The organism is Bordetella trematum, from assembly GCF_900078335.1.
Classification (GTDB): Bacteria; Pseudomonadota; Gammaproteobacteria; order Burkholderiales; family Burkholderiaceae_B; genus Bordetella; species Bordetella trematum.
Map to the genome: position 1 here is coordinate 18,013 of NZ_FKBR01000033.1, position 23,827 is coordinate 41,839.

Consider the following 23,827-nt stretch of genomic DNA (forward strand, 5'->3'; position numbering starts at 1 on the left):
GGTCGCCGGCTTACATCCGCCAGGCCAGGTTCACGAAGACGGTCGAACCCGGCGTGTTGTAGCCGCGCGCCAGGGTGTAGTCCTTGTTGAACACGTTGTTCCAGCGCACCTGGGCGGTCAGCTGCTTGCTGATGTCGTAGGAGGCCGTCAGATTGAGCAGGCCATAGCCGCCCATTTGGTGCTTGTTGGCCGCGTCGGCGTAGCGCTTGCCGGTCCAGAGATATTCCACGCCCGCGGCGGCCGGGCCGAAGCGGTGCTCGACGCTGGCGCGATAGATCTGGCGCGCACGTTGCGACAGCGTATTGCCGTTGTCGCGGTCATGCGGGTCCTGGAAGTCGGCGCTGGCCCGCAGCGTGGTCTGGTCAAAGCGCTGGCTGCCGGTCAGGGTGATGCCGCGCAACTCGGCGCGGCCCACGTTCATGGGCGACCACAGGTAGGAGCCGTCATTCAGGTCGGCCCAGACGATCATGTCCTTGACGCGGTTGCGGTAGGCGACGATGCCGGCCGTGGTGGTGTCGTCGGCGTACTGCAGGCTCAGTTCGATATTGCGTGAGCTCTCCGGTTTCAGGTTGGGGTTGCCCACCGTGCCGCCGTCATTGCGCCAGTACAGATCGTTGAAGGTCGGCGCGCGAAAGCCGGTGCTCGCACCGATGCCGGCGCGCAGTTCCGGGGTGATCGCGTAGGCATATTCGGCGCCGCCGGTTACCTTGTTGCCGTAGATCGTGTTGTGATCGCTGCGCAGGTTCAGCTGGACATGATGACGGTCCAGGTCCAGGCGGTACTGGCCGAAGAAGGAGTTGGTGATGCGCGAGTCCAGGCGGTAGTCGTCGATGACGGCCGGCGCCGGCCAGGGGGCCGAGGCGTCGTACAGGTCGCCGGAGACGCGCTGCTTGAGGAATTCGTAGCCCAGCGTGATCGACTGGTCGGCATCGAGGCGGAAGTCGTTTTGCCAGGTGTATTGCTCCTGGCGGGTGACAAAGCGCGTGCGGCCATCGGCCGGATAGCCGTAGGAGCCGGGCGCGACCAGATTGCGTTGGGTGTCGTTGCTGTGGCTCAGGCGCAGGGTGCTGCGCCACCATTCGGTGATCTGGTTGGTGCTGCTCAGGGTGTACAGGTTGACCACCTGACGCAGGCGGTCGTTGTACTCATTGAACGGCGCCGAGCCGCCGCCGGCGTCAAAGCGGCCGTCGAGCTTGCTGTGATAGAAATCGAAGGCGATTTCGTGGCCTGCGCGCCAGGTGTAGCCCAGCATGCCGGAAACGTTGTTCTGTTCGTAGCCGTCGCGATCGCCGTTATAGCCCCGGTTGGGGGCGCCGCCCACGGTCTTGGCGGTGGCGTTGAAACCACGGCTGCGGCCATAGCCGGCATCCAGCGCATACCGCCAGCCGGAGTGGGCCCCATCCAGGCCGACACTGACGCGGCTGGTGTCATGCGTGCCGTAGCCGACATTGGCATGCACGCTCAGGGGGCGCTCACCGCCGCCCTTGCGCGTGATGATGTTGATGACGCCGCCGATGGCATCGGCCCCGTACAGGCTGCTGGCAGCGCCGCGCAGGATTTCGATGCGCTCGATGTCGTCCAGCGGCATGCCCTGGAACTCGCCGGCGCCCAGCGTGGCGCTGTTCATGCGGCGTCCGTCGATCAGCAGCAGCGTCTGGTTGGCGTTGGCGCCGCGCAGATAGACGCTGGTGGCGGTCTGGGGGCCGCCGTTGGTGGAGATTTCGACGCCGGGCTGGTGTTGCAGCAGATCGGCCACGCTGCTCTGGCCGGCGCGCTCGATGGCGCTGCGGTCGATCACGCTGATATCGCCCAGCGAATTGAGCTGGGTTTGCGGGGTCAGGCTGCCGGTCACGACGACCGGCGCCATCAGGGGGGCTTGGGCAGGGGTTTGCTGGGCGCTCGCGACAACGGGGGCGACACAGGCAAGAAGGCCGGCGCAGCGCCGGAAATTGCGGTTTTTCATCAACTGCTCTCGTTGGACGCGCGACCCCGCACGTCAGGCTCGGGACGTGGGCTGGCTGCATGAGGGAGCGAGAGGCCGGCCCGGTGGGCGAACCGGCCGGTGTCGGGCTGCCATGAGGCCGGTGAGGCGGCATCATGGGGACCGTTGCGGGGGCAGCACAGGCTGGGCGAGAACGCCTTCCTGTTTCCCGTTTACTTTGCGCGCGGATGCGCCGAAAGCACCGATTCGGCCGGGAACTTTATCATCGCTGCCGGGGCCCTCACGTCATTTTGTTACCATCTTGCGTGGAAAATCCGTGTTTTTTGCCTTTTCGCCACACTGGGACCCCGCTGTGTCATATCCCCGCATGCCCTACCCCTTGGCCGCCTATACGCGCGGTGCTGATTTCGTCCGATTGCTGGGCGAGCGCATCCTGATCCTGGATGGGGCCATGGGCACCATGATCCAGCGCTACAAACTGAGCGAGGCCGACTTTCGCGGCGAGCGTTTTGCCGACCATCACAAGGATGTGAAGGGCGACAACGAGCTGTTGTCGCTGGTGCGCCCGGACATCATTGCCGAAATCCACCGCGAGTACCTTGAGGCCGGCGCCGATGTCATCGAGACCAACACCTTCGGCGCCACGTCGATCGCCCAGGGCGATTACGATCTGCCCGGGCTGGCCTACGAGCTGAACCTGGTGTCGGCGCAATTGGCGCGCCAGGCCTGTGATGCCTTCAGCAGTGCCGAGCGCCCGCGTTTCGTGGCCGGTGCACTGGGCCCGCAGCCCAAGACCGCCTCCATCTCGCCCGACGTCAATGATCCGGGCGCGCGCAACATCACCTTCGACGAATTGCGCCTGGCCTATATCGAGCAGGTCAACGGGCTGCTGGACGGTGGCATCGACATCGTCCTGATCGAGACCATTTTCGATACGCTCAACGCCAAGGCGGCCATTTTCGCGGTCGAGGAAGTCTTCGCCGAGCGCGGCGTGCGCCTGCCGGTGATGATCTCCGGCACGGTGACCGACGCCTCCGGCCGCATCCTGTCGGGCCAGACGGTCGAGGCCTTCTGGAACTCGGTGCGACATGCCCGCCCGGTGACGGTCGGCCTGAACTGCGCCCTGGGGGCTGCGCTCATGCGCCCGTATGTGGCCGAGCTCTCCAAGATCTGCGACACCTATCTGTGCGTCTACCCCAACGCCGGCTTGCCCAACCCCATGGCCGAGACGGGCTTTGACGAGACGCCGGCCGATACTTCCGCGCTGCTGGAAGAGTTCGCGGCCTCGGGGCTGGTGAACATGGCCGGCGGCTGTTGCGGCACCACCCCGCAGCATATCCGGGCCATTGCCGACAAGATCGAGCGCCTGACGCCACGGGTTGTGCCCGAGGTGCCGGTCAAGACCCGCCTGTCAGGCCTGGAGCCGCTCAATATCGATGAGCAGTCCCTGTTCGTGAACGTCGGCGAGCGCACCAACGTCACGGGCTCGAAGATGTTTGCGCGCCTGATTCGCGAAGAGAAATACGACGAGGCGCTGGCCGTGGCGCGCCAGCAGGTCGAGAACGGCGCGCAGATCATCGACGTCAACATGGACGAGGCCATGCTGGATTCGGTGGCCTGCATGGCGCGCTTCCTGAACATGATCGCTTCCGAGCCTGACATCGCGCGCGTGCCCATCATGATCGACAGCTCCAAATGGGAAGTGATCGAGGCCGGCCTGAAGTGCGTGCAGGGCAAGGCAGTGGTGAACTCGATTTCCATGAAGGAAGGCGAGGCGCCGTTTCGCGAGCATGCCCGTCTGTGCCGGCTGTATGGCGCGGCGGTGGTGGTCATGGCCTTTGACGAAACCGGCCAGGCCGACACCCTCGAGCGGCGCAAGGAGATCTGCGGCCGGGCCTATCGCATCCTGGTCGAGGAAGAAGGTTTTCCGCCCGAAGACATCATCTTCGACCCCAACGTGTTCGCCGTGGCCACGGGCATCGACGAGCACAACCATTACGCGGTCGATTTCATCGAAGGCACGCGCTGGATACGCCAGAACCTGCCGCATGCGCGCATCTCGGGCGGGATCTCCAATGTGAGCTTCTCGTTCCGCGGCAACGAGCCGATGCGTGAGGCCATCCATACGGTGTTCCTGTACTACGCCATCCGCGAGGGCTTGACGATGGGCATCGTCAATGCCGGGCAGCTGGGCGTCTATGCCGACCTGGGATCGCCGCTGCGCGAACTGGTCGAGGACGTGGTGCTGGATCGCGATCCGCCGCTGGGCAGGACCGATGCCGGCGACACGCGCTCGCCGACCGAGCGCCTGGTGGAGCTGGCCGATACCATCAAGGGCTCGGGCACCAAGAAAGAGGAAGACCTCACGTGGCGCGAGGCGCCGGTCGAGCAGCGCCTGTCGCATGCGCTGGTGCATGGCATCACCGCTTTCATCGTCGAGGACACCGAGGAGGTGCGCCAGAAAATCGCCGACCGCGGCGGGCGTCCGATCGAAGTGATCGAAGGCCCGCTGATGGACGGCATGAACGTGGTCGGCGACCTGTTCGGCGAGGGCAAGATGTTCCTGCCGCAGGTGGTCAAGTCGGCGCGCGTCATGAAGCAGGCCGTGGCCCATCTGATTCCGTTCATCGAAGAGGAAAAGCGCCAGATCGCGGCGGCCGGCGGCGATGTGCGCGCCAAGGGCAAGATCGTGATCGCCACGGTCAAGGGCGACGTGCACGATATCGGCAAGAACATCGTTTCGGTGGTCTTGCAGTGCAACAACTTCGAGGTCGTGAACATGGGGGTGATGGTCCCCTGTGCGCAGATCCTGCAGAAGGCCAAGGACGAGAATGCCGATATCGTCGGCCTGTCGGGTCTGATCACGCCCAGTCTCGAAGAAATGGCCTATGTGGCCGCCGAGATGCAGCGCGACCCGTATTTCCGCGAACGCAAGATTCCCCTCATGATCGGCGGAGCCACCACCAGCCGGGTGCACACGGCCGTGAAGATCGCGCCCAATTACGAGGGGCCGGTGATCTATGTGCCGGATGCGAGCCGCTCGGTGGGAGTGGCCACCAGCCTGATGTCCGATCAGGCCCAGGCCTATCTCGACGAGCTGGCGCAAGAATATGAGGACGTGCGCCGCCGCCACGCCAATCGCAAGGCCACGCCCCTCATTTCGCTGCAGGAGGCCCGCGAGGCGCGACCGCAGATCGACTGGGCTGCCTATACGCCGCCGCGTCCCAAGTTCATCGGGCGACGCACCTTCAAGAGCTATGACCTGGCCGAAGTGGCGCGCTACATCGATTGGGGGCCCTTCTTCCAGACCTGGAGTCTGTTCGGGCCCTTCCCGGCCATTCTCGACGACAAGGTGGTGGGTGAGCAGGCGCGCAAGGTCTTCGCCGAAGGGCAGGCCATGCTCAAGCGCATCATCGAGGGCCGCTGGCTGACCGCCAACGGCGTGGTCGGGTTCTACCCGGCCAACCGCGTCAACGACGAAGACATCGAGATCTATCGTGACGAAACCCGCAGCGAAGTGCTTTTCACCTATCGCAACCTGCGTCAGCAGGGAGTCAAGCGCGAGGGCGTAAGCAACAAGTGCCTGGCCGATTACATCGCGCCCAAAGACAGCGGCAAGCTGGATTACATCGGCATGTTCGCGGTGACGGCGGGCCTGGGCATCGAGAAAAAGGAAGCCGAGTATCTGGCGGCCCTGGACGATTACTCCAGCATCATGATCAAGTCGCTGGCCGATCGCCTGGCCGAGGCTTTCGCCGAGTGCCTGCATGCGCGCGTGCGGCGCGATCTGTGGGGTTATGCGGCCGAGGAAGACCTGGACAATGAAGCCCTGATCGCCGAGAAATACGTCGGTATCCGTCCGGCGCCGGGCTATCCGGCCTGCCCGGAGCATGTGGTCAAGACCGATATGTTCAAGGTGCTGCAGGCCGAGGACATCGGCATGTACCTGACCGACAGCTACGCCATGTTCCCGGCCTCCAGCGTGTCGGGGTTCTATTTCAGCCACCCTGATTCGCAGTACTTCAACGTCGGCACGATCGGCGCGGACCAGTTGGCCGACTACGTTGCGCGCAGCGGCCGCAGCGAAGAGGATCTGCGGCGTACGCTGGCGCCCAACCTGGGCTGACCGAGGGGCCCGGCACCGTGCCGGGCCGCCGTTTCAGGCCGCCTTGTTCACGACGAATACGGCCGTGTCGCTGCTGAACGAGCTGTCTTCCTGGATGGCGAAGTGGCGCCTGACCGGTTGCGGCGCGATGGCAGTCATGTCGCGCAGGGCCTGCACCAGCGGTTCCGGCGTCTGCATGCGCTTGACCCAGGTGTCGAACTGCAGCGCCAGGCGTCGCAGCGTCATGCTCTGGACCGTGAAGCCGGCGTCCGACAGCAGGGTCAGCCATTCGGCCTGGGAGTAATCGCGCACGTGCGAGGTGTCGCGCAGGATCTCGATGGTCTGCAACCAGGTATCGAGCAAGGCTTCGCCCGGCGAGACGACATCGGCGAATACCGCCACGCCGCCCGGCTTGAGCACGCGGCGCGCTTCGCGCAGCCCCATGCCAGCGTCTTCCCAGTGATGGGTGGAGTAGCGGCACATGACCAGATCGAAGGACGCATCGGCGAACGGCAGGCTCTCGGCCTTGCCCTGACAGGTGCGCAGATTGCTCAGGCCGCGCTTGGCGGCTTCGGCGGCCACCACCTCCAGCATGGCGTTGGAGAGGTCGTAGGCCGTCACTTCGGCCACCAGGGGCGCGATATGGAAGCTCACATGGCCGCCGCCGCAACCCATGTCGAGCACCCGGGCCTGGGGATGGGCCGAGGCAATCTCGGCCATCTGGCGCAGATCCTCCCCCTGGGCATGCACCGCGCTGGTCAGATAGGCCTCGGCGCGAGGGCTGAATTGACGCTGTACGGCGTCGTCGTGGCTGGGGGTGGTCATGCGGACTCCTGTCGCAAGGGTAAGAGGAATGTCCGCTAAGATAGGCAATCCACAGTACCCGTACAAGGCCATAGTCGATCCTGGTATGAATAGTGCCACCCGAGGGCAGGGCGCGACCCTGCGGCGCCAGAACCTGGGCGAGTTCGTGCGCAGCGCGCGTTCGCGCATCACCCCGCAGATGGCGGGCCTGCCGGCCGGCTCGCGCCGGCGCACGCCCGGGCTGCGCCGCGAGGAGGTGGCGCAGCTCTCCGACATCAGCGTCACCTGGTATACCTGGATCGAGCAGGGCCGCGAGGTGTCGGTTTCGCCGGCGGTCTGGTCGCGCATCGCCAATGTGTTGCAGCTGGCGCGCGCCGAGCGCGCCTATCTGTTCGAGCTGGCCGAATGCGCCGATCCGCAGCATCCGCGCGATGAGCCGGCCGGCGCGGCCGGGCTGCTGCTGCAGGAGTGCGTCGACGCCATCGCTGCGCCGGCCTACGTGCTGGACCGTGCCTGGAATGTGCTGGCCAGCAACCCGGCCATGCAGGAACTGTTTGATCATTGGCCGCAGCGTGAACCCGAGCCCAACCTGCTGCGCTACATTTTCCTGGATCCGGCCGCGCGCGACCTGGTGGTCGATTGGGAGCAACGCGCGCGGCGCGTGGTGGCCGAGTTCCGCGCCGATGCCGGGGCGCACCTGGACGAGCCCGACGTGCGCCTGTTGCTGGATGCGCTCAACCGCGACAGCGCGGTCTTCGCCCACTGGTGGACCCGCCACGCGGTGGTCGAACGGGAAGGCGGCCTGCGCGAGTTCCAGCATCCACGCCGCGGCCGCCTGCTGTTCCAGCAGGTCACGTTCCGGCTGGCGACCCACCCGGAACTCAAACTGGTGATGCTGCTGCGCGAGACGGATTAACGGTGCAGCAGCTGGTGCTCGGTGAGATAGCGCATCAGGTACTCGCCATGGCCTTCGATGTCGCGGCGTATCTCCCGCAGGGCGGCCTCGACGTCGCGGGCCTGCACGGCTTCGATGATGGCCTCGTGGGGGTGCCGTCCCGGCAGCGTCGGAAAGGGCGGCGTATAGACATACGACAGGTATGAGGCGGTTTGCACCCAGAGGTTTTCAATCATGGAAACCAGCTGGGGCATCTGGGCGGCCCGGTACAGCGCAAAGTGGAAATCGAAGTTGCGTGCCAATACCGGCGCCATGGCCTGCTGGCGACGGCTTTCCATCAGTTGCGCATGAATCTCGCGCAGCGTCTCGACCAGGGCGGGGGTGGCCAGGGGCACTGCGCGGCGGGTGGCGAAGGACTCGAGCTCCAGGCGGATGGCGCGAAGCTCCAGCAATTGGGCTTCGGTCAGCTCCGGCACCTTGACGGATTTGCCGGGGCTGGGGGCCAGGGCATGCTCTGACACCAGCTGCAACAGGGCTTCGCGCACGGGGGTCTGGCTCACGCCCAGGCTTTCCGTGATGGAGCGCAGCGTGATCGTCTCGCCGGGGCGTAGCTCGCCCATCATGATTTTCTGTTTGATTTCCCGATAGATGCGGGCGGTCATGTTTTCCCGCTGCATCGGCGCCAATTGGATGCTCATCCTGGGGTCCTGGGCTGCAATGGCCGGATTCTACCCGGGCCGGAATTGTCTTCTCCTGATTTTATAAAAAATAAAAGTCTTGACGGTGTCAATGCAAACTTTTTATATTTTATAAAATACAAAGGAGCTGAGATGTCCCAAACCCTGCAACCGCTGGCCGCACCCGGCCTGGTTCTTCATGACACCGTGGCGCATGTCATCGCCCGGGCGTTGATCCGCCATGGCGTAACGCACGTTTTCGGCCAGAGCCTGCCGAGCATGCTGCACCTGGCCTGCGAAGCCCTGGGCCTGACCCAGATCGCCTACCGCAGCGAGAATGCCGGCGGCTACATGGCCGACGGGTACGCGCGCATCACGGGCAAGCCGGCCGTGGTGACGGCGCAGAACGGCCCGGCGGCGACCCTGCTGGTGGCGCCGCTGGCCGAGGCGCTGAAGGTCTCGATACCCGTGATCGCCCTGGTGCAGGACGTCAATCGCGACCAGACCGACAAGAACGCCTTCCAGGAGTTCGATCATCAGGCGCTGTTTGCCTCCTGCACGAAGTGGGTGCGCCGGGTTACCGAGGCGTCGCGGGTCGAGGACTACATCGATCAGGCATTCGCCATCGCCTGTTCGGGTCGCCCGGGACCGGTGGCCCTGATGTTGCCCGCCGATCTGCTCAACGAGGCCGCGGTACGCTGCGGCGAGCGCCAGGCTTCGCTGGGGGTGTTCCCGCTGGATCGTTCGGTGGCGGCGCCGCAGGCGATCGAGGCCGCCGCCGAGTTGCTGGCCAGCGCCAGCCGTCCGCTTGTGATCGCGGGCGGCGGCGTGCATATTTCGGGCGCCAGCGAGGCGCTGGCCGGCTTGCAGGAAGCCGCCCATCTGCCGGTGGCCACCACCGTGATGGGCAAAGGCAGCGTGGATGAAAACCATCCCCTGTCGCTGGGCGTGGTGGGCTACTTCATGGGGCCGGGCAGCGCCACGCGCGAATTGCGTCCCCTGGTGTCCGAGGCCGACGTCATCCTGCTGGTCGGCACGCGCACTAACCAGAACGCCACCGATTCCTGGAAGCTGTATCCGTCTTCGGCCCGCTACATCCATATTGATGTCGATGGCGCCGAAATCGGCCGCAACTACGAAGCGCTGCGCCTGGCCGGCGATGCGCGCGAAACGCTGCTGGCCCTGAGCCAGGCCATGGCCGCGCGCGACCTGTCGGGCGCCAGCCGGCGGCGCGCCGAGGTGCAGGAGCGGATTGCCAAGGGACGTCGCGAATCCTGGGCCGGCTCGGCGAGCTGGCGCGAATCGTCGGCTGCGCCCATCCGGCCCGAACGCCTGATGGCCGAGATCGACCGCTGCATCGATGGCGACAGCATCGTGGTGGCGGATGCCAGCTACTCCTCGATCTGGATCGCCAACTATCTGCGGGCGCGCCGTGTCGGCCAGCGTTTCATTACCCCCCGCGGGCTGGCTGGCCTGGGTTGGGGCTTCCCGATGGCCATGGGCGCCAAGGTGGCCCGGCCGCAGGCGCATGTCGTGTGCGTCGTGGGCGACGGTGGCTTCGGGCATGTCTGGTCCGAGCTGGAGACGGCCAGGCGCATGGAGATCAAGGTCACCCTGGTGGTCATCAATAACGGCATTCTGGGCTTCCAGAAGCATGCCGAGAACGTCAAGTTCGGCGCGCATACGTCGGCCGTGCATTTTCACGACGTCGATCATGCCTCCATCGCCCAGGCCTGCGGCTGCGCGGGCGTGCGCGTGACCGATCCGGCCCAGCTGCCCCAGGCGCTGGCCCAGGCGCGGCAAGCCGAGACGACCACGCTCATCGAGGTCATCTGCGATGAAAATGCCTTCCCCCCCATCACCTTCTTTACGGCGAACCAGGTATGACGGCAACGGCTCAACGTGTCGCCCTGGTGACGGGCGCCGGGCGTGGCATCGGCCTGGAAACGGCGCGCCTGCTGCTGGCCAAGGGTTACCGGGTCGCGGCCGTCAGCCGCGAAGGCGTGGACCCCGGCATCCTGGGCGGCGTCAGGCCCGAGCTGCTGTGCGCTGCCGCTGACGTCTGCGACGGCGCGGCCATGCAGGAACTGGTCGCAACGCTGGCGCATCAATGGGGGCCCGTATCGGTGCTGATCAACAACGCAGGCGTCTCGCCCAAGCTCGCCGATGGCAGTTCGGCCGGCATCCTGCAGATCACGCCGCAGGAATGGGCCCAGGTGCTGGAGGTGAACCTGACCGCCGTCCTGCGCCTGTGCCAGTTGGTGCTGCCCGGCATGTGCGAGCAGGGCTTCGGGCGCATCGTCAACGTGGCTTCCCTGGCGGGACGGACCAAGTCGTTGGTGGCGGGCGGCAGCTATATGGCGTCCAAGGCGGGGTTGATAGGCCTGACCCGGGCCATCGCCACCGAAATGGGGCCCTGGGGCGTGACGGCCAACGCTGTGGCCCCGGGCCGCATCCTGACCGAGATGGCCCAGCAGGCCGGTCACGAGGTCAATCAGCGTTATGCCGCACAAATTCCGGTGCGCCGTCTCGGCACTCCGGAAGAAGTGGCCGCCGCGATGGTGTTTCTGGCGGCGGAGGAAGCCGGCTTCATCAACGGGGCCATTCTCGATATCAACGGCGGCTTCTACATGCCTTGAGGCCGCCCCTTAAGAAAATCCGAGGAGACAACCATGAAATACCGCATGTTGCTGGCTGCCGTGTCGGCCAGCCTGGCCGTGCTTGCGGCGCCAGCCTGGGCCTGGCCGGACCGTGAGATCACCCTGACCGTGAACTACGGCGCAGGCGGCAATACCGATGTCGCAAGCCGCGAAGTGGCGCGCGCCATGGAGGCCGAGCTGGGCAAGCCGGTGGTGGTGTTCAATCGGCCCGGAGCCCTGGGGACCATCGGTCCGGCCTATGTCACCAAACAGCCTGCCGATGGCTATAACGTGGGCGTGGTGACGCTCTCGTCGATCGCCATCATGCCGCATCTGATGGACGTGCCGTACGACACCGATAGTTTCGATTTTGTCGCCGCCTATGGCCGCTATCGCTACGGCGTGGTGGTGCGGGCGGATTCTCCTTACCAGACCATCGATGATCTGGTGGCGGCGGCCAAGGCCGGGCCGGGCATCTTTTTCGGCGCGCCCTCCGCCCCGAACAATCTCGCCATGTTCGATCTGGGGCGGGTCAGCGGGGGCAAGTTCGAACAGGTGGCCTACAAGTCTGGGAGCGAGACGGTGGCTGCCCTGCTGGGCGGGCAGGTTGAGGTGATCGTCCAGAATCCTTCGGATGTCATTCCCTACCTGAAGAGCGGGCGTCTGCGCCTGTTGGCCTCGGCCAGCCCCTTGCGCTGGCCGGAGTACCCCGATGTGCCGACGCTCAAGCAGGAAGGCTATGACGTGGAGATCGATTCCTGGCTGGGTCTGGCCGTGCCCAGGGGCACTCCGGAGGCGGTCCGCCAGCGGCTCGAAGCAGCCGCGCAGGCCGCGGTGGAGTCGGAGCGCCTGCAGGGGATCTACAAGCAGATGGGCGTTGATCCCGTCTGGCTGTCGGGCGCGGACTATCTCAAGCTGGCCGAGCAGACGCACGGGCAGATGGGCAAGGCGATCAAGGCCGCCAATCTGCCGCGCATGAGCCAGTAGGCCCGTTCAGCGCAATAGCCCCGTGTCGCCGGGCAGGCCGGCCTCGGCCAGGCCCAGCAACAGTTTCTTCACGGGGGCGGGCAGGGCGATCTCGCTCAGCGTGTCGGCCGGCACCCAGCGTTCGGGCACGGTGGCGCTGCGCAGATCGCCCGGGCGCACCGGTACGTACCAGGGTTGGATGTGCAGCCGGTAGTGGGTGAAGGTATGGGCGAAGCTGGCCAGTTCGTAGCGCGCCGTGGGTTCCAGGCCCAGCGCGCGCGAGGCGCTGGCGGCGTCCTGGCCGGGGTCGAACTCGGGCAGGCTCCACAGGCCGCCCCAGATACCGGGCGACGGACGTTGCTGCAGCAGGATGGCCCCCTCGAAATCCAGCACCAGCATGCCAGTGCTGCGTTCGGGCACCGCGCGGCGCGCCTTGGGCGTGGGCAGCTCCAGCTGGCGCCCGTCGCGGCGTGCGACACAGGTGGCCTGCACCGGGCAGCGCTCGCAGTCGGGCCTGCCCCGGGTGCAGAGCGTGGCGCCCAGGTCCATGAGCCCCTGGGTGTAGGCCGTCATGTCGAGCCCGGGCACGGCCTCGACCTGGGCTTCGGCCAGCGCCCAGAGCTGCTGCTCGGTGGCGCGGCGCGCCGGATCGCCCTCGATGCCGAAATGCCGCGCGAATACCCGCTTGACGTTGCCATCCATGATGGGCGAGCGCTCGCCGTAGGCGAAGGCGGCGATGGCGGCGGCCGTCGAGCGTCCGATGCCGGGCAGGGTCGAGATATCTTCGGCGCGGGCCGGAAAGCGCCCGCCCCACAGGGCCACCACCTCCTGGGCGCAGCGGTGCAGATTGCGCGCGCGGGCGTAGTAGCCCAGCCCGGCCCAGTAGGGCATGACGTCTTCCTGGCTGGCGGCCGCCAGCGCCTGCACATCCGGGAAACGCGCCAGGAAGCGTTCGTAATAGGGGATCACCGTGGCGACCTGGGTCTGCTGCAGCATGATCTCCGACAGCCAGATGCGGTACGGGTCGCGGGTGTTCTGCCAGGGCAGGAGATGGCGGCCGTGGCGGGTCTGCCAGGCGGCGATGAGAGCGGCAAATTCCATAAACGCGATTATCGCATCGCCCTATTGCGGGACGGGTCGGGGTGAGAGTAAAAGGGGAGGGATAAGAACAAGGCGTTAAGCGCCCGTCACCGTCGCCCGTCGGTCTCAAAAGGACCCAGCCGGGCGGTCCGTGCCAGGCTTTCCACACCAACGGAGTAGACATGAATGCCCCTCTCACGCCCGCGCAGCGCGCGGCGCTTCAGTCCGTCACCCTGGACGACAAATACACCCTGCAAAACGGCCGAGCCTGGATGAGCGGCATCCATGCCCTGGTGCGCCTGCCCATGATGCAGCGCGAACGCGATATGCGGGCCGGCCTGAACACGGCCGGCTTCATCTCGGGCTATCGCGGTTCCCCCCTCGGCGGGGTGGACCTGAACATGTGGAAGGCCGCCAAGTACCTCAAGGAACACCACATCGAATTCCAGCCGGGCCTGAACGAGGATCTCGCCGCCACGGCCGTGTGGGGTTCCCAGCAGGTCAACCTGTTTCCCGGTGCGCGCTACGACGGCGTGTTCGGCATGTGGTACGGCAAGGGGCCCGGGGTGGACCGCTGCGGCGACGTGTTCAAGCATGCCAACGCCGCCGGCACTTCGCGCCATGGCGGCGTGCTGGTGGTGGCCGGCGATGACCATCCCGCCAAGTCTTCCACGCTGCCGCACCAGAGCGATCACATTCTGAAGGCCTGCATGATCCCGGCGCTGTTTCCGTCCAGTGTCCAGGAGGTGCTGGACTTCGGATTGCACGGCTGGGCCATGAGCCGATATGCCGGGGTATGGGTGGGGCTCAAGACCATTACCGACATCGTCGAGGTGTCATCCTCCGTCGAGGTCGATAGCGAAAGGGTGCGCATCCAGCTGCCCGAGGATTTCATCCTGCCGCCGGACGGCCTGAATATCCGCCTGCCGGATACGCCGCTGCAGCAGGAAGCACGCCTGCTGGACTACAAACTCTATGCCGCGCTGGCCTATGCGCGCGCCAACGGCCTGAACCGCGAGCTGTGGCACGTACCGCAGGATCGCGCGCGTTTTGGCATCGTCACGTCCGGCAAGGCGTACCTGGACACCTGTCAGGCCCTGGCCGACCTGGGCCTGACGCCGCAGGTCTGCCAGCACATTGGTCTGCGTCTGTTCAAGGTGGGCATGGTGTGGCCGCTGGAGGCCACGGGCGTGCAGCAGTTCGCCGAAGGCCTGGACGAAGTGCTGGTGATCGAGGAAAAACGCCAGGTCATCGAGTATCAGGTCAAGGAGGAGTTGTTTTCCTGGATCGGAACGGGCAAGAAGATCCCGCGCGTGGTCGGCAAGTTCGACGACAAGGACGGTGGCGAATGGTCCGTGCCGCAAGGCAACTGGCTGTTGCCGGCGCACTATGAGTTCTCGCCGGCCATGGTGGCCAAGGCGGTGGGGGCGCGCTTGCTGCGCATGACCTTGCCCGAGGATGTGCGCGCCGGCATCGAGGCGCGCCTGAAGTTCATCGCCGATCGGGAGCGCGCGCTGGCGCGTCCGCGTCTGGTGGTCGAGCGCAAGCCCTGGTTTTGCTCGGGCTGCCCGCACAACACCTCGACCCGCCTGCCGGAGGGCTCACGCGGGCTGGCCGGCATCGGTTGTCACTATATGGTGACCTGGATGGGCCGCAATACGCAGGTGTTCACCCAGATGGGCGGCGAGGGCGTGCCCTGGATCGGGCAGGCACCCTTCACCGACGAGAAGCACGTGTTCGCCAACCTGGGCGACGGTACCTATTACCACTCCGGGCTGCTCGCCATCCGCGCCTCGGTCGCCGCCAAGGTGCCGATCACCTACAAGATTCTCTTCAATGACGCGGTGGCCATGACGGGCGGCCAGCCTGTGGATGGTCCCATCAGCGTGCCCATGATCACCCGCCAGCTGGAGTCCGAGGGTATCGGCAAGATCATCATCGTCACCGATGAGCCCGAGAAATATCAGGGCGTGCAGGGGCTGGCGCCGAATGTACCGGTGCGGCACCGCGATGAGCTCGATGCGGTGATGCGCGAACTGCGTGCCTGGCCCGAGGTCTCCGTGCTGATCTACGACCAGACCTGCGCCACCGAGAAGCGCCGCCGTCGCAAGCGCGGCGCCTATCCCGATCCGGCCCGCCGCGTGGTCATCAACGAGCGGGTCTGCGAAGGTTGCGGCGATTGCTCCGAGAAATCGCATTGCCTGTCGGTCGAGCCGCTGGAAACCGAGTTCGGGCGCAAGCGCACCATCAATCAGTCCAGCTGCAACAAGGACTACTCCTGCCTCAAGGGGTTCTGCCCCAGCTTCGTGACGGTCGAGGGCGGCAAGCTGCGCAAACCGCGCGCGCTCTCCCAGGACGGCGACATCGCTGCCGGCCTGCCGACGCCGCAACGTCAGGCGGGCCAGGGCCACTATGGCATCTTCATCGCCGGCGTAGGCGGCACGGGCGTGGTCACCATCGGCCAGCTGATCGGCATGGCTTCCCATCTGGAAGGCCGGGGCTGCTCGGTGCTCGATATGGCCGGGTTGGCGCAGAAGGGCGGCGCGGTCTATTCGCACGTAGTGCTGGCGCCCAGCGCCGAAGAGTTGCTCAATACCCGCGTTGCCATGGGCGAAGCCGATCTGGTGCTGGCAGGCGATCTGGTGGTGGCCACCAGCGCCGAAGCCGTCGCCCGCATGAACCCGCAGCGCACGCGCGCGCTGGTCAATACCGACGTGGCGCCCACGGCGGCGTTCGTGCATGACCGCGACTGGGCCCTGCCTGGCGGCGATCTGCAGGCCGATCTCGGCCGCGCCTGTGCCGAGGTCGCGCATCTCGACGCAGCCGAACTGGCGGTGGCGCTGCTGGGCGATGCCATCTATGCCAATCCGCTCATGATGGGCTATGCCTATCAGAAAGGCTGGCTGCCCCTGAGCGAAGCGGCCCTGCTGCGTGCCATTGAACTCAACGGGCAACAGGTCGCCAATAACCAGGCCGCCTTTGCATGGGGGCGACGCGCCGCCCATGACCTGCAGGCGGTCCAGGCCCTGACCGCCGCGCCGGCGCAGCCGATGGCCGAGGTGCTGGAACTGCGTCGCGACGGCGCCAGGGTGGTCGATCTGAAACGGCCGCAAGATGGTCTGGCGGGGCTGATCGCACAGCGCCGCGATGTCCTGACGGCCTATCAGAACGCCGCCTACGCGCAACGTTATGTCGATCTCGTCGAACGCGTGGCTCAGGCCGAGCGCGCTGCCACCGGCACGCAGCGGCTGGCCGAGGCGGTGGCGCACAATTACTTCAAGCTCATGGCCTACAAGGATGAGTACGAGGTGGCGCGCCTGTACAGCGATGGCGCTTTCCTGGCGAAGATCGAGGCGCAGTTCGAGGGCGACTGGAAACTCAACTTCCATCTGGCGCCGCCGCTTACGGCCAGGCGCGATGCCGAGGGCCATCTGCGCAAGCGCGCCTATGGGCCAGGCATGATGCGCGTCTTTTCGTGGCTGGCGCGTCTGCGCGTGCTGCGCGGCACGCCGCTGGATGTGTTCGGCTATACGGCCGAGCGCCGCGCCGAGCGCGAGCTGATCCGCGAATATGCCCGGCACATGGAAAGCGTCATAGGCCAGTTGAGGCCGGACAATCTGGAGATAGCGGTGGCGCTGGCCAACGTGCCTCAGGAAATCCGTGGCTACGGGCATATCAAGGAGGCGGCGATGGCGCAGGCCGCGCAGCGGCGCGAACAACTGCTGCGTGACTTCAACGCACCGCCGCAGCGCGACCTGCGCGTGGCGTGAACGTCGGCCGGCGTCCGCGCGGGCGCCGGCCAGGCCTGATGCCAGGCTCAGGAGGGGGCGCTGGTGCGACGCCGCGGCAGGTTGAAGAGCTCCACCTTCATCTTCGGCCGGTCGAAGCGCTCGACGCGCGGAGCCGAACGCGAGTTGTCGTCGGCCTTGCGCGCGGCGATGCGCTCGCGATGGGCAATCACCTCGGCGGCGCGGGCATGGTGCGCGGCCATCTTGCGTACCATGACACGCCCGTCGCGTGGAAAGAAGTGGATGCGGCGCGCATGGTTGTCGCCCAGGTCCTGGGCCTTCACCGGGATACCCTCGGCCTGCAGATAATTCAGCACGAACTGGCTGTTGCGCTCGCCGATGTTCATCTGCTGCATGGCGCTGAGCACCGAGCCGCCACCGAACACCTTGGCTTCCAGGCGGTCGCGTGCCGCACCGGCCTTGAGCAGTTCATTGATCAGGACCTCCATGGCGAAGGCGCCATAGCGCATAGTGGCGGATGCCGGCGACTGGGCGTCGCCCTCGGGCAGCATGAAGTGGTTCATGCCGCCAATACCCGTGACCGGATCGCGCAGACAGGCCGCCACACAGGAACCCAGTACCGTCGAGAGCATGAGGTCCTCGCCGGCGGTGACATAGTATTCATTGGGCAGCACTTTGACGGCAGCGCGTTCGAACGTGCTGTCGTAGTAGTGGCGCGTGGCGCGCGCATCAAGACGGGCAGGCATAGGGAAGACTCCGCGGGTCCAGGCCGCAACAAACCGGGAATCGGTTTCAAATTGTTATTATGATTCGCGATATTTTACCGGGTAAGGACAGTCCCTGCCTTGAAGGCGATCAAGGATCCGGCCCGGGCAGGCCGGATCTGAGGGCTTCGTCCGGGAAAAGCTCGCGATCCGCTCAGAAGCGCGTGCTGCGCGTGACCGACCAGCGCGCCGACAGCGCACCCAGCAGGCCCGCGGCGAGCACCGCGCCGGCCAGGGCGGGCAGCTCGGGCAGACGCAGGGCGAACTCGGCGCCATAGCTGCGCGCCAGGCCCAGCACGGCGTGGTTCAGGGGTATCAGGGCGGCTGCGGCGGCGCCAATCGCCAGCAGCGCCGCCAGGGCGCCGGACAGCGCACCCTGGTAGAGGAAGGGCCGGCGCACGAAGGACTCGGTGGCGCCGACCAGCCGGGCCACGGCGATTTCCTCGCGCTGCGTCAGGGCCTGCATGCGCACCGTATTGAACACCGTTGCCAGCACCACCACGGCCACGCAGATGGCCAGAAAACCCAGGCCCAGGCGGCCAAAGCGCAGGATGGCTTCCAGGCGCTGGACCCACGCGCTGTCGAGCTGGACCTGGTCCACGGCCGGCCAGGTGCGCCAGGTGTCGGCCAGGACGGCGGCGCGCTCGGCCAGATCGCTGCCGTCAGCCAGCGTCACCACCACCGCGTCGGGCAGAGGGTTGTCCTGCAGTACCGCCAGCGCTTCTTCCCAGGCCGGGTTCTGGCGCAGCGTCTGCAGCGCCTGTTCGCGCGGCACGTGGCGTACCGCGGCGATCTGCTCGGAGAAATCCTGCTGGATGCGTTCGGCGATGGCGGCGGCCGAGCCGGCCGCCGCCGTGGGCTGCACGTAGATGGTCAGTTCGGGGGTGATCGACACCTGCCGCGCCAGAGGCTGCACCGATACCAGCACGGCGCTGCCCAGCAGCGGCAGCGCCAGCACCAGCGCCATCACCAGCAGGTTGGCCAGCGAGGAGAACGGTTGGGCGGCCAGCCGGCGCAGCGTGATGCTCAACGCATAGTGGTGTTGCCGCAGCCAGGATTTCATGCTGCCTCTCCCTGGGAGTCGTGGAATTTGCCGTGATCAATGCGCAGGGTGCGCCGGGTATAGCGGCCCATCAGCTGCTGGTCGTGCGAGGCGATCAGGGTCGTGACGCCGACGCGGTTGAAGTCGCGGAACACATTCATGATGCGCTGGGCGTTATCGTCGTCCAGGTTGGCGGTGGGTTCGTCGGCAATCAGGATGGCCGGGCGACTGACGATGGCCCGGGCGATAGCCAGGCGCTGCTGTTCGCCGCCGGACAACTCGACCGGGTTGAGGTCTTCCTTGCCGGTCAGCCCGACCTTGTCGAGGGCGGCGCGCGCTCGCGCGGCGGCTGCGTCGCTGGCCTGGCCGACGACCGACAGGGGCAGCATGACGTTGGCCAGCGCGCTGCGGTCATACAGCAGGTGCGTGTCCTGGAGAATGACGCTGACGGCGCGGCGCAGATAAGGGCGCGCGCGCGCCGGCAGCTTGTCGAGCCGCTGGCCGTGCACCTGGATGGAGCCCCGGCTGGGCGGTTCAAGGCCGGCAATCAGCTTCAGGAGCGTGGACTTGCCCGCGCCGGATGGGCCGGAGACGAATACGAATTCTCCGGCCTCGACGCGGAAATTGATGTCGGCCAGGATATTGCGGCCGCGTCCATAGGATTTGAATACGTGCTGGAATTCGATCATGGCGTGCAGGCGGGAGAATCCACAATAGTAACTCCGAGGTTGATCGATTGATAAGCCGTTCAGGCTCGCCGGGCGACCCTGGGGAAACCCCCCGGGTCGGGCCTGGATTTCCGAGAGCCGGGCGTGCAGATTGCATCATGTCGGAAAGGGATATCCCGCATGTCTCCGGGTTTGACCAAACGCTACCATCCGACGATGTGCGTTGGCTCAACAGGCTGGCGTTTCCATGTTGTCCTTACCAGGAGATCACCATGAAAGCACTGAAATTGGCCGTCCTGGGCGCCGCCCTGTTTGCCGCAGGTTCTGCTGCACAGGCTGGAGCCACGTTCGATAACGTCAAGAAAAAAGGATACGTACAGTGTGGGGTGTCCACAGGCATCCCCGGCTTTTCGATCGCAGACAGCAAAGGTGAATGGAAGGGCCTGGACGTCGACATGTGTCGCGCCGTGGCGGCCACCATGTTCGGCGACGCCAGTAAATTCAAGGTGACGCCGCTCAATACCCAGCAGCGCTTTACCGCCCTGCAGTCGGGCGAGGTCGACGTCCTGACGCGCAACACCACCGTCACGCTGTCGCGCGACACCACCCTCGGCCTGATCGGCGTGGGCGTGAACTACTACGACAGCCAGGGCGTGATGGTCAACAAGGACCTCGGGGTCAAGAGCGCCAAGGAGCTCGACGGCGCCACCATCTGCGTGCAGCCGGGCACCACCACCGAACTCAACCTGGCCGACTGGTTCCGCGGCAACAAGATCGAGTTCAAGCCGGTGGTGATCGACAAGTACGATGAAATCGTGCGCGCATTCTCGGCCGGGCGCTGTGATGCCTTCACCACTGACAAATCGCAGCTGGCCTCCACCCGGACCACGCTCGAGAATCCCGACAACTACATCATCCTGCCCGAGGATTTCTCCAAGGAGCCGCTGGGCCCCATGGTGCGCCAGGGCGATGAGCAGTGGTTCAACGTGGTGCGCTGGGCGCTCAACGCCATGCTCGAAGCCGAAGAGTATGGCCTGACCTCGAAGAACGTCGACGAAATGACCAAGAGCGCCAATCCCAACGTGCAGCGCATCCTTGGCGTAACTCCGGGCATGGGCAAAAACCTGGGCGTTGACGACAAGTGGGCGTATAACATCGTCAAGCAGGTCGGCAACTATGGTGAAAGTTTCGAGTCCACCCTGGGCAAGAACAGCCCCATGAAGCTGGATCGTGGCCTGAACGCGTCGTACAAGCAGGGCGGCCTGATGTACGGCTGGCCGGTGCGCTAAGCGCCGGACAGACCGGCCGGGCGCGACCTGCGCCCGGCCGCATCCGTGTGCAGCGGGTGGCAGTGGGCGGTGCGTTCTGTGCCGCCTGGAATCCGTTATCAGCAGAAGTATCCTATGACGACAACCCAGAAGAACGCGCCTGCCGGAACGCCGCGGCGCCGCCTGAGCTGGAATGATCCCGGGCTGCGCTCGGTGATCTACCAGGTGGTTGCGCTGGCCCTGGTCGCGCTGGGCGCCTGGTTCCTGGTGTCCAACACCTTGCACAACCTGGCCGTGCGCAACATCTCCACCGGCTTCGGCTTTCTCGATCGCGAGGCCGGTTTTGCGATCGGCGAAAGCCTGATCCCCTACAGCCCCGCCGACACCTATGGCCGCGCCATCATGGTGGGCCTGCTGAACACCTTGCGCGTAGCCGTGATCGGCATCGTGCTGGCGACCCTGCTGGGCATCGTGATCGGCATCGGGCGGCTGTCCAAGAACTGGCTGGTGGCGCGGCTGACCTCGATCTATGTCGAAGTCATGCGCAACGTGCCGCTGCTGCTGCAGCTGTTCTTCTGGTACGCCCTGATCACCGAGAACATGCCCGGGCCGCGCCAGGCGCACAACCCGCTGCCGGGGGTGTTCATCTCCAACCGGGGCATCAAGGTGCCAGGCCTGGAGGGCGGCTCGCTGGACGCCATGCTGCTTGGCCTGGGGCTGGCCATCGTGGCCATCCTGGTGCTGGGCCATTGGTCGCGCAAGCGTCAGCACGACACCGGCAAGGTCTTCCCGCTGGGGCGCGCGGCCATCGGTCTGCTGATCGCGTTGCCGGTGGCCGGCTGGTTGCTGAGCGGCGCCTCGCTGTCGCTCGACATGCCCCAGCTCAAGGGCTTCAATTTCCAGGGCGGCCTGACTCTCACGCCGGAGTTCGCCGCGCTGCTGGCGGGGCTGGTGATCTACACCTCGGCCTTCATCGCCGAGGTGGTGCGTTCGGGCATCCAGGCCGTCAACAGCGGCCAGTGGGAGGCTGCCGGCGCCTTGGGGCTGCGCCGCCCGCTGGTGCTGCGCCTGGTGGTGCTGCCGCAGGCCCTGCGGGTGATCATTCCGCCCATGACCAGCCAGTATCTCAACCTCACCAAGAACAGCTCGCTGGCCGTGGCCATCGGCTACCCGGATATCGTCTCCGTGGTCAACACCACCCTGAACCAGACCGGGCAGGCGATCGAGGGCATCCTGATCATCATGGCGGCCTACCTGACGGTCAGCCTGTCGATCTCGATATTCATGAATTGGTACAACAAGCGCATCGCGCTGGTGGAGCGTTGAGATGAGCCCCGCAACGCAAACCGATCGCGACGATCTGCCTCCGCGGCAACATACCGGCCCCTGGGCCTGGCTGAAGACGCGCCTGTTCTCGTCGCCGCTGTCCGTTCTGGCCACGGTGCTGCTGGCATGGCTGCTCATCATGCTGGTGCCGGCCCTGGTCGAATGGGCCTTCATCCGGGCCGACTTCAGCGCGCCTGACGCCCAGACCTGCCGCGCTTCGGGCGGGGCTTGCTGGGCCTTCATCGTCGAGAAGCATCGCCTGATCCTGTTCGGCACCTATCCCTACGACGAGCAATGGCGTCCGCTGATCGCGATGTTCGTGCTGATTGCCGTCATCATCATGAGCGGCATGCGGCGCTTCTGGCGGCCCGTGCTCATTCTCATCTGGGTGGTGGGCCTGAGCGTGGTGGCGGTGTTGATGTGGGGCGGCGTGCTGGGCCTGACCTATGTCGAGAATGCGCGCTGGGGCGGCCTGCCGCTGACCCTGATTCTGTCGACCTTCGGCATTGCCTTCGCCTTTCCGTTCGGCGTGTTGCTGGCCCTGGGGCGGCGCTCCGACATGCCGGCAATCAAGGCGCTGTGCGTGGTCTACATCGAGCTGATCCGTGGCGTGCCGCTGATCAGCCTGCTGTTCATGTCCTCGGTGATGCTGCCGCTCTTTCTGCCCGAAGGGTTCTCGATCGACAAGCTGCTGCGGGCGCAGATCGCCATCATCATGTTCGCCGCCGCCTACATCGCCGAGACTGTGCGCGGTGGCCTGCAGGCGATTCCCAAGGGCCAGTACGAGGGCGCCGATTCGCTCGGCCTGAGTTACTGGCAGAAAATGGGCAAGATCGTGCTGCCGCAGGCGCTCAAGATCGTGATTCCGCCCCTGGTGAGCATCTTCATCTCCTTGTTCAAGGACACCTCGCTGGTGGTCATCATCGGCATTTTCGACCTGACGCTCGCGGCCAAGGCGGCGCTGTCGGATGCGGCATGGCGCGGATTCGGCATCGAAGCCTACATCTTCATTTCGCTGATCTACTTCGTCTTCTGCTATTCGATGTCGCGCTACAGCCAGAACCTGGAGCGCCGTCTGGCAACCGGCCATCAACGCTAAGCATGCGCCGGCCGCCTGGCGGCGGCCGGTGAATTTTTCGGGAGTCTAGGCATGTCAGATGCCATCATCCGCCTGCAGGACGTCAATAAGTGGTATGGCCAGTTTCACGTGCTGCGCAACATCAACCTGGACGTGGCGCCGGGCGAACGCATCGTGATCTGCGGCCCTTCGGGGTCGGGCAAGTCGACCATGATCCGCTGCATCAACCGGCTTGAAGAGCACCAGAAGGGCAGGATCATCGTCGATGGCACCGAGCTGACCAACGACCTCAAGCACATCGAGACCATCCGCAAGGATGTCGGGATGGTCTTCCAGCACTTCAACCTGTTTCCCCACCTGACGGTGCTGGAGAACCTCACGCTTGGCCCGGTGTGGGTGCTGAAGAAACCGCGCGCCGAAGCCGAGGCCACCGCCATGAAGTACCTCGAGCGGGTGCGTATCCCCGATCAGGCGCACAAATTTCCCGGCCAGCTCTCCGGCGGCCAGCAGCAGCGCGTGGCCATCGCCCGGTCCCTGTGCATGAGCCCCAAGATCATGCTGTTCGACGAGCCGACTTCGGCACTCGACCCGGAGATGGTCAAGGAGGTGCTCGACGTGATGGTCAGCCTGGCCCAGGAAAGCGGCATGACCATGCTTTGCGTGACCCACGAAATGGGGTTTGCGCGCAAAGTGGCCAACCGCGTGATCTTCATGGATCGTGGCGAGATCATCGAGCAGAATACGCCCGATGCTTTCTTTGACAACCCTCAGAACGAACGCACCCAGCTCTTCCTGAGCCAGATCCTGCACTAGGCTTGGGCAAG

17 protein-coding genes and 1 riboswitch are annotated in these 23,827 nt (G+C 65.7%); of the genes, 10 read left to right on the forward strand and 7 right to left on the reverse strand.

Annotated features, from left to right (window positions below):
- Positions 1 to 10 precede the first annotated feature (10 nt).
- Complete coding sequence (locus tag A7V84_RS13195) at positions 11 to 1,963, reverse strand: TonB-dependent receptor domain-containing protein (protein WP_063491601.1); 1,953 nt, start codon at positions 1,961 to 1,963, stop codon at positions 11 to 13.
- A gap of 77 nt (positions 1,964 to 2,040) precedes the next feature.
- Positions 2,041 to 2,203, reverse strand: a riboswitch (cobalamin riboswitch).
- A gap of 91 nt (positions 2,204 to 2,294) precedes the next feature.
- On the opposite strand from A7V84_RS13195, the gene metH reads away from it, so the two are divergent.
- Positions 2,295 to 6,068 (forward strand): methionine synthase, encoded by a 3,774-nt coding sequence (metH, locus tag A7V84_RS13200; protein WP_063492548.1) that lies wholly within the window; start codon positions 2,295 to 2,297, stop codon positions 6,066 to 6,068.
- A 33-nt stretch (positions 6,069 to 6,101) separates the two neighbouring features.
- Here the strand turns inward: metH and A7V84_RS13205 are convergent, their stop codons facing one another.
- A complete protein-coding gene (locus A7V84_RS13205; RefSeq protein WP_025515383.1) occupies positions 6,102 to 6,872 on the reverse strand; it encodes a class I SAM-dependent methyltransferase in 771 nt (256 codons plus the stop codon).
- An 85-nt stretch (positions 6,873 to 6,957) separates the two neighbouring features.
- Here A7V84_RS13205 and A7V84_RS13210 point away from each other — a divergent pair, with 85 nt between their 5' ends.
- Entirely contained in the window at positions 6,958 to 7,767 is an 810-nt protein-coding gene (locus A7V84_RS13210; protein WP_025515384.1) for a helix-turn-helix transcriptional regulator, read from the forward strand.
- Here A7V84_RS13210 and A7V84_RS13215 read toward each other — a convergent pair.
- The gene (locus tag A7V84_RS13215) at positions 7,764 to 8,444 is read right to left on the reverse strand and encodes a GntR family transcriptional regulator (RefSeq protein ID WP_025515386.1); all 681 of its coding nucleotides are present in this window, start codon (positions 8,442 to 8,444) and stop codon (positions 7,764 to 7,766) included. The two genes, A7V84_RS13210 and A7V84_RS13215, sit on opposite strands and share 4 nt — an antisense overlap.
- A gap of 132 nt (positions 8,445 to 8,576) precedes the next feature.
- Between A7V84_RS13215 and A7V84_RS13220 the strand changes: the two genes are divergently transcribed.
- Genes A7V84_RS13220 through A7V84_RS13230 form a run of 3 tightly spaced genes read left to right on the forward strand, consistent with a single transcriptional unit; the run spans position 8,577 to position 12,049 of the window.
- Positions 8,577 to 10,310 (forward strand): acetolactate synthase catalytic subunit, encoded by a 1,734-nt coding sequence (locus tag A7V84_RS13220; RefSeq protein ID WP_063491600.1) that lies wholly within the window; start codon positions 8,577 to 8,579, stop codon positions 10,308 to 10,310.
- Complete coding sequence (locus A7V84_RS13225) at positions 10,307 to 11,062, forward strand: 3-oxoacyl-ACP reductase (protein WP_063491599.1); 756 nt, start codon at positions 10,307 to 10,309, stop codon at positions 11,060 to 11,062. The genes A7V84_RS13220 and A7V84_RS13225 overlap by 4 nt, the downstream gene beginning before the upstream one ends.
- A gap of 33 nt (positions 11,063 to 11,095) precedes the next feature.
- Complete coding sequence (locus tag A7V84_RS13230; protein ID WP_025515391.1) at positions 11,096 to 12,049, forward strand: Bug family tripartite tricarboxylate transporter substrate binding protein; 954 nt, start codon at positions 11,096 to 11,098, stop codon at positions 12,047 to 12,049.
- 6 nt (positions 12,050 to 12,055) lie between these two features.
- On the opposite strand, the gene mutY is transcribed toward A7V84_RS13230, so the two are convergent.
- Positions 12,056 to 13,129: an A/G-specific adenine glycosylase gene (gene mutY, locus A7V84_RS13235; protein ID WP_063491598.1), complete on the reverse strand. Its 1,074-nt coding sequence runs from the start codon at positions 13,127 to 13,129 to the stop codon at positions 12,056 to 12,058.
- Between the two features lie 161 nt (positions 13,130 to 13,290).
- Between mutY and A7V84_RS13240 the strand changes: the two genes are divergently transcribed.
- Entirely contained in the window at positions 13,291 to 16,878 is a 3,588-nt protein-coding gene (locus tag A7V84_RS13240; protein WP_063491597.1) for an indolepyruvate ferredoxin oxidoreductase family protein, read from the forward strand.
- Between the two features lie 47 nt (positions 16,879 to 16,925).
- On the opposite strand, the gene cheD is transcribed toward A7V84_RS13240, so the two are convergent.
- The 3 genes from cheD to A7V84_RS13255 form a co-directional block, all read right to left on the reverse strand.
- Positions 16,926 to 17,603, reverse strand: coding sequence for a chemoreceptor glutamine deamidase CheD (gene cheD / locus A7V84_RS13245; RefSeq protein ID WP_025515402.1), 678 nt, complete (start codon positions 17,601 to 17,603; stop codon positions 16,926 to 16,928).
- 172 nt (positions 17,604 to 17,775) lie between these two features.
- On the reverse strand, positions 17,776 to 18,684 hold the full coding sequence (locus tag A7V84_RS13250; protein WP_025515404.1) for a cell division protein FtsX: 909 nt from the start codon (positions 18,682 to 18,684) through the stop codon (positions 17,776 to 17,778).
- Positions 18,681 to 19,352 carry a cell division ATP-binding protein FtsE gene (locus tag A7V84_RS13255; RefSeq protein WP_025515407.1) on the reverse strand — a complete coding sequence of 224 codons (672 nt, stop codon included), beginning with the start codon at positions 19,350 to 19,352 and terminating at the stop codon, positions 18,681 to 18,683. The genes A7V84_RS13250 and A7V84_RS13255 overlap by 4 nt, the downstream gene beginning before the upstream one ends.
- A 251-nt stretch (positions 19,353 to 19,603) precedes the next feature.
- Between A7V84_RS13255 and A7V84_RS13260 the strand changes: the two genes are divergently transcribed.
- From A7V84_RS13260 to A7V84_RS13275, 4 genes are all read left to right on the forward strand, one after another.
- A complete protein-coding gene (locus tag A7V84_RS13260; RefSeq protein WP_025515408.1) occupies positions 19,604 to 20,620 on the forward strand; it encodes an amino acid ABC transporter substrate-binding protein in 1,017 nt (338 codons plus the stop codon).
- 114 nt (positions 20,621 to 20,734) lie between these two features.
- A complete protein-coding gene (locus A7V84_RS13265) occupies positions 20,735 to 21,925 on the forward strand; it encodes an amino acid ABC transporter permease (protein WP_025515410.1) in 1,191 nt (396 codons plus the stop codon).
- A 1-nt stretch (position 21,926) separates the two neighbouring features.
- Positions 21,927 to 23,024, forward strand: a complete 1,098-nt coding sequence (locus A7V84_RS13270) for an amino acid ABC transporter permease (protein ID WP_025515412.1) — start codon at positions 21,927 to 21,929, stop codon at positions 23,022 to 23,024.
- 51 nt (positions 23,025 to 23,075) lie between these two features.
- Positions 23,076 to 23,816 (forward strand): amino acid ABC transporter ATP-binding protein, encoded by a 741-nt coding sequence (locus tag A7V84_RS13275; RefSeq protein ID WP_025515413.1) that lies wholly within the window; start codon positions 23,076 to 23,078, stop codon positions 23,814 to 23,816.
- The last annotated feature ends 11 nt before the right edge of the window (positions 23,817 to 23,827 follow it).

Excerpts from the sequence above, each read along its gene's own strand:
- A7V84_RS13220 (WP_063491600.1), top strand. The coding sequence starts at position 8,577 with ATGTCCCAAACCCTGCAACCGCTGGCCGCACCCGGCCTGGTTCTTCAT.
- A7V84_RS13275 (WP_025515413.1), top strand. The coding sequence starts at position 23,076 with ATGTCAGATGCCATCATCCGCCTGCAGGACGTCAATAAGTGGTATGGC.
- A7V84_RS13210 (WP_025515384.1), top strand. The coding sequence starts at position 6,958 with ATGAATAGTGCCACCCGAGGGCAGGGCGCGACCCTGCGGCGCCAGAAC.
- A7V84_RS13260 (WP_025515408.1), top strand. The coding sequence starts at position 19,604 with ATGAAAGCACTGAAATTGGCCGTCCTGGGCGCCGCCCTGTTTGCCGCA.
- A7V84_RS13265 (WP_025515410.1), top strand. The coding sequence starts at position 20,735 with ATGACGACAACCCAGAAGAACGCGCCTGCCGGAACGCCGCGGCGCCGC.
- A7V84_RS13215 (WP_025515386.1), bottom strand. The coding sequence starts at position 8,444 with ATGAGCATCCAATTGGCGCCGATGCAGCGGGAAAACATGACCGCCCGC.
- A7V84_RS13250 (WP_025515404.1), bottom strand. The coding sequence starts at position 18,684 with ATGAAATCCTGGCTGCGGCAACACCACTATGCGTTGAGCATCACGCTG.
- A7V84_RS13270 (WP_025515412.1), top strand. The coding sequence starts at position 21,927 with ATGAGCCCCGCAACGCAAACCGATCGCGACGATCTGCCTCCGCGGCAA.
- A7V84_RS13225 (WP_063491599.1), top strand. The coding sequence starts at position 10,307 with ATGACGGCAACGGCTCAACGTGTCGCCCTGGTGACGGGCGCCGGGCGT.
- A7V84_RS13255 (WP_025515407.1), bottom strand. The coding sequence starts at position 19,352 with ATGATCGAATTCCAGCACGTATTCAAATCCTATGGACGCGGCCGCAAT.
- cheD (WP_025515402.1), bottom strand. The coding sequence starts at position 17,603 with ATGCCTGCCCGTCTTGATGCGCGCGCCACGCGCCACTACTACGACAGC.
- A7V84_RS13240 (WP_063491597.1), top strand. The coding sequence starts at position 13,291 with ATGAATGCCCCTCTCACGCCCGCGCAGCGCGCGGCGCTTCAGTCCGTC.
- A7V84_RS13230 (WP_025515391.1), top strand. The coding sequence starts at position 11,096 with ATGAAATACCGCATGTTGCTGGCTGCCGTGTCGGCCAGCCTGGCCGTG.
- A7V84_RS13205 (WP_025515383.1), bottom strand. The coding sequence starts at position 6,872 with ATGACCACCCCCAGCCACGACGACGCCGTACAGCGTCAATTCAGCCCT.
- A7V84_RS13195 (WP_063491601.1), bottom strand. The coding sequence starts at position 1,963 with ATGAAAAACCGCAATTTCCGGCGCTGCGCCGGCCTTCTTGCCTGTGTC.
- mutY (WP_063491598.1), bottom strand. The coding sequence starts at position 13,129 with ATGGAATTTGCCGCTCTCATCGCCGCCTGGCAGACCCGCCACGGCCGC.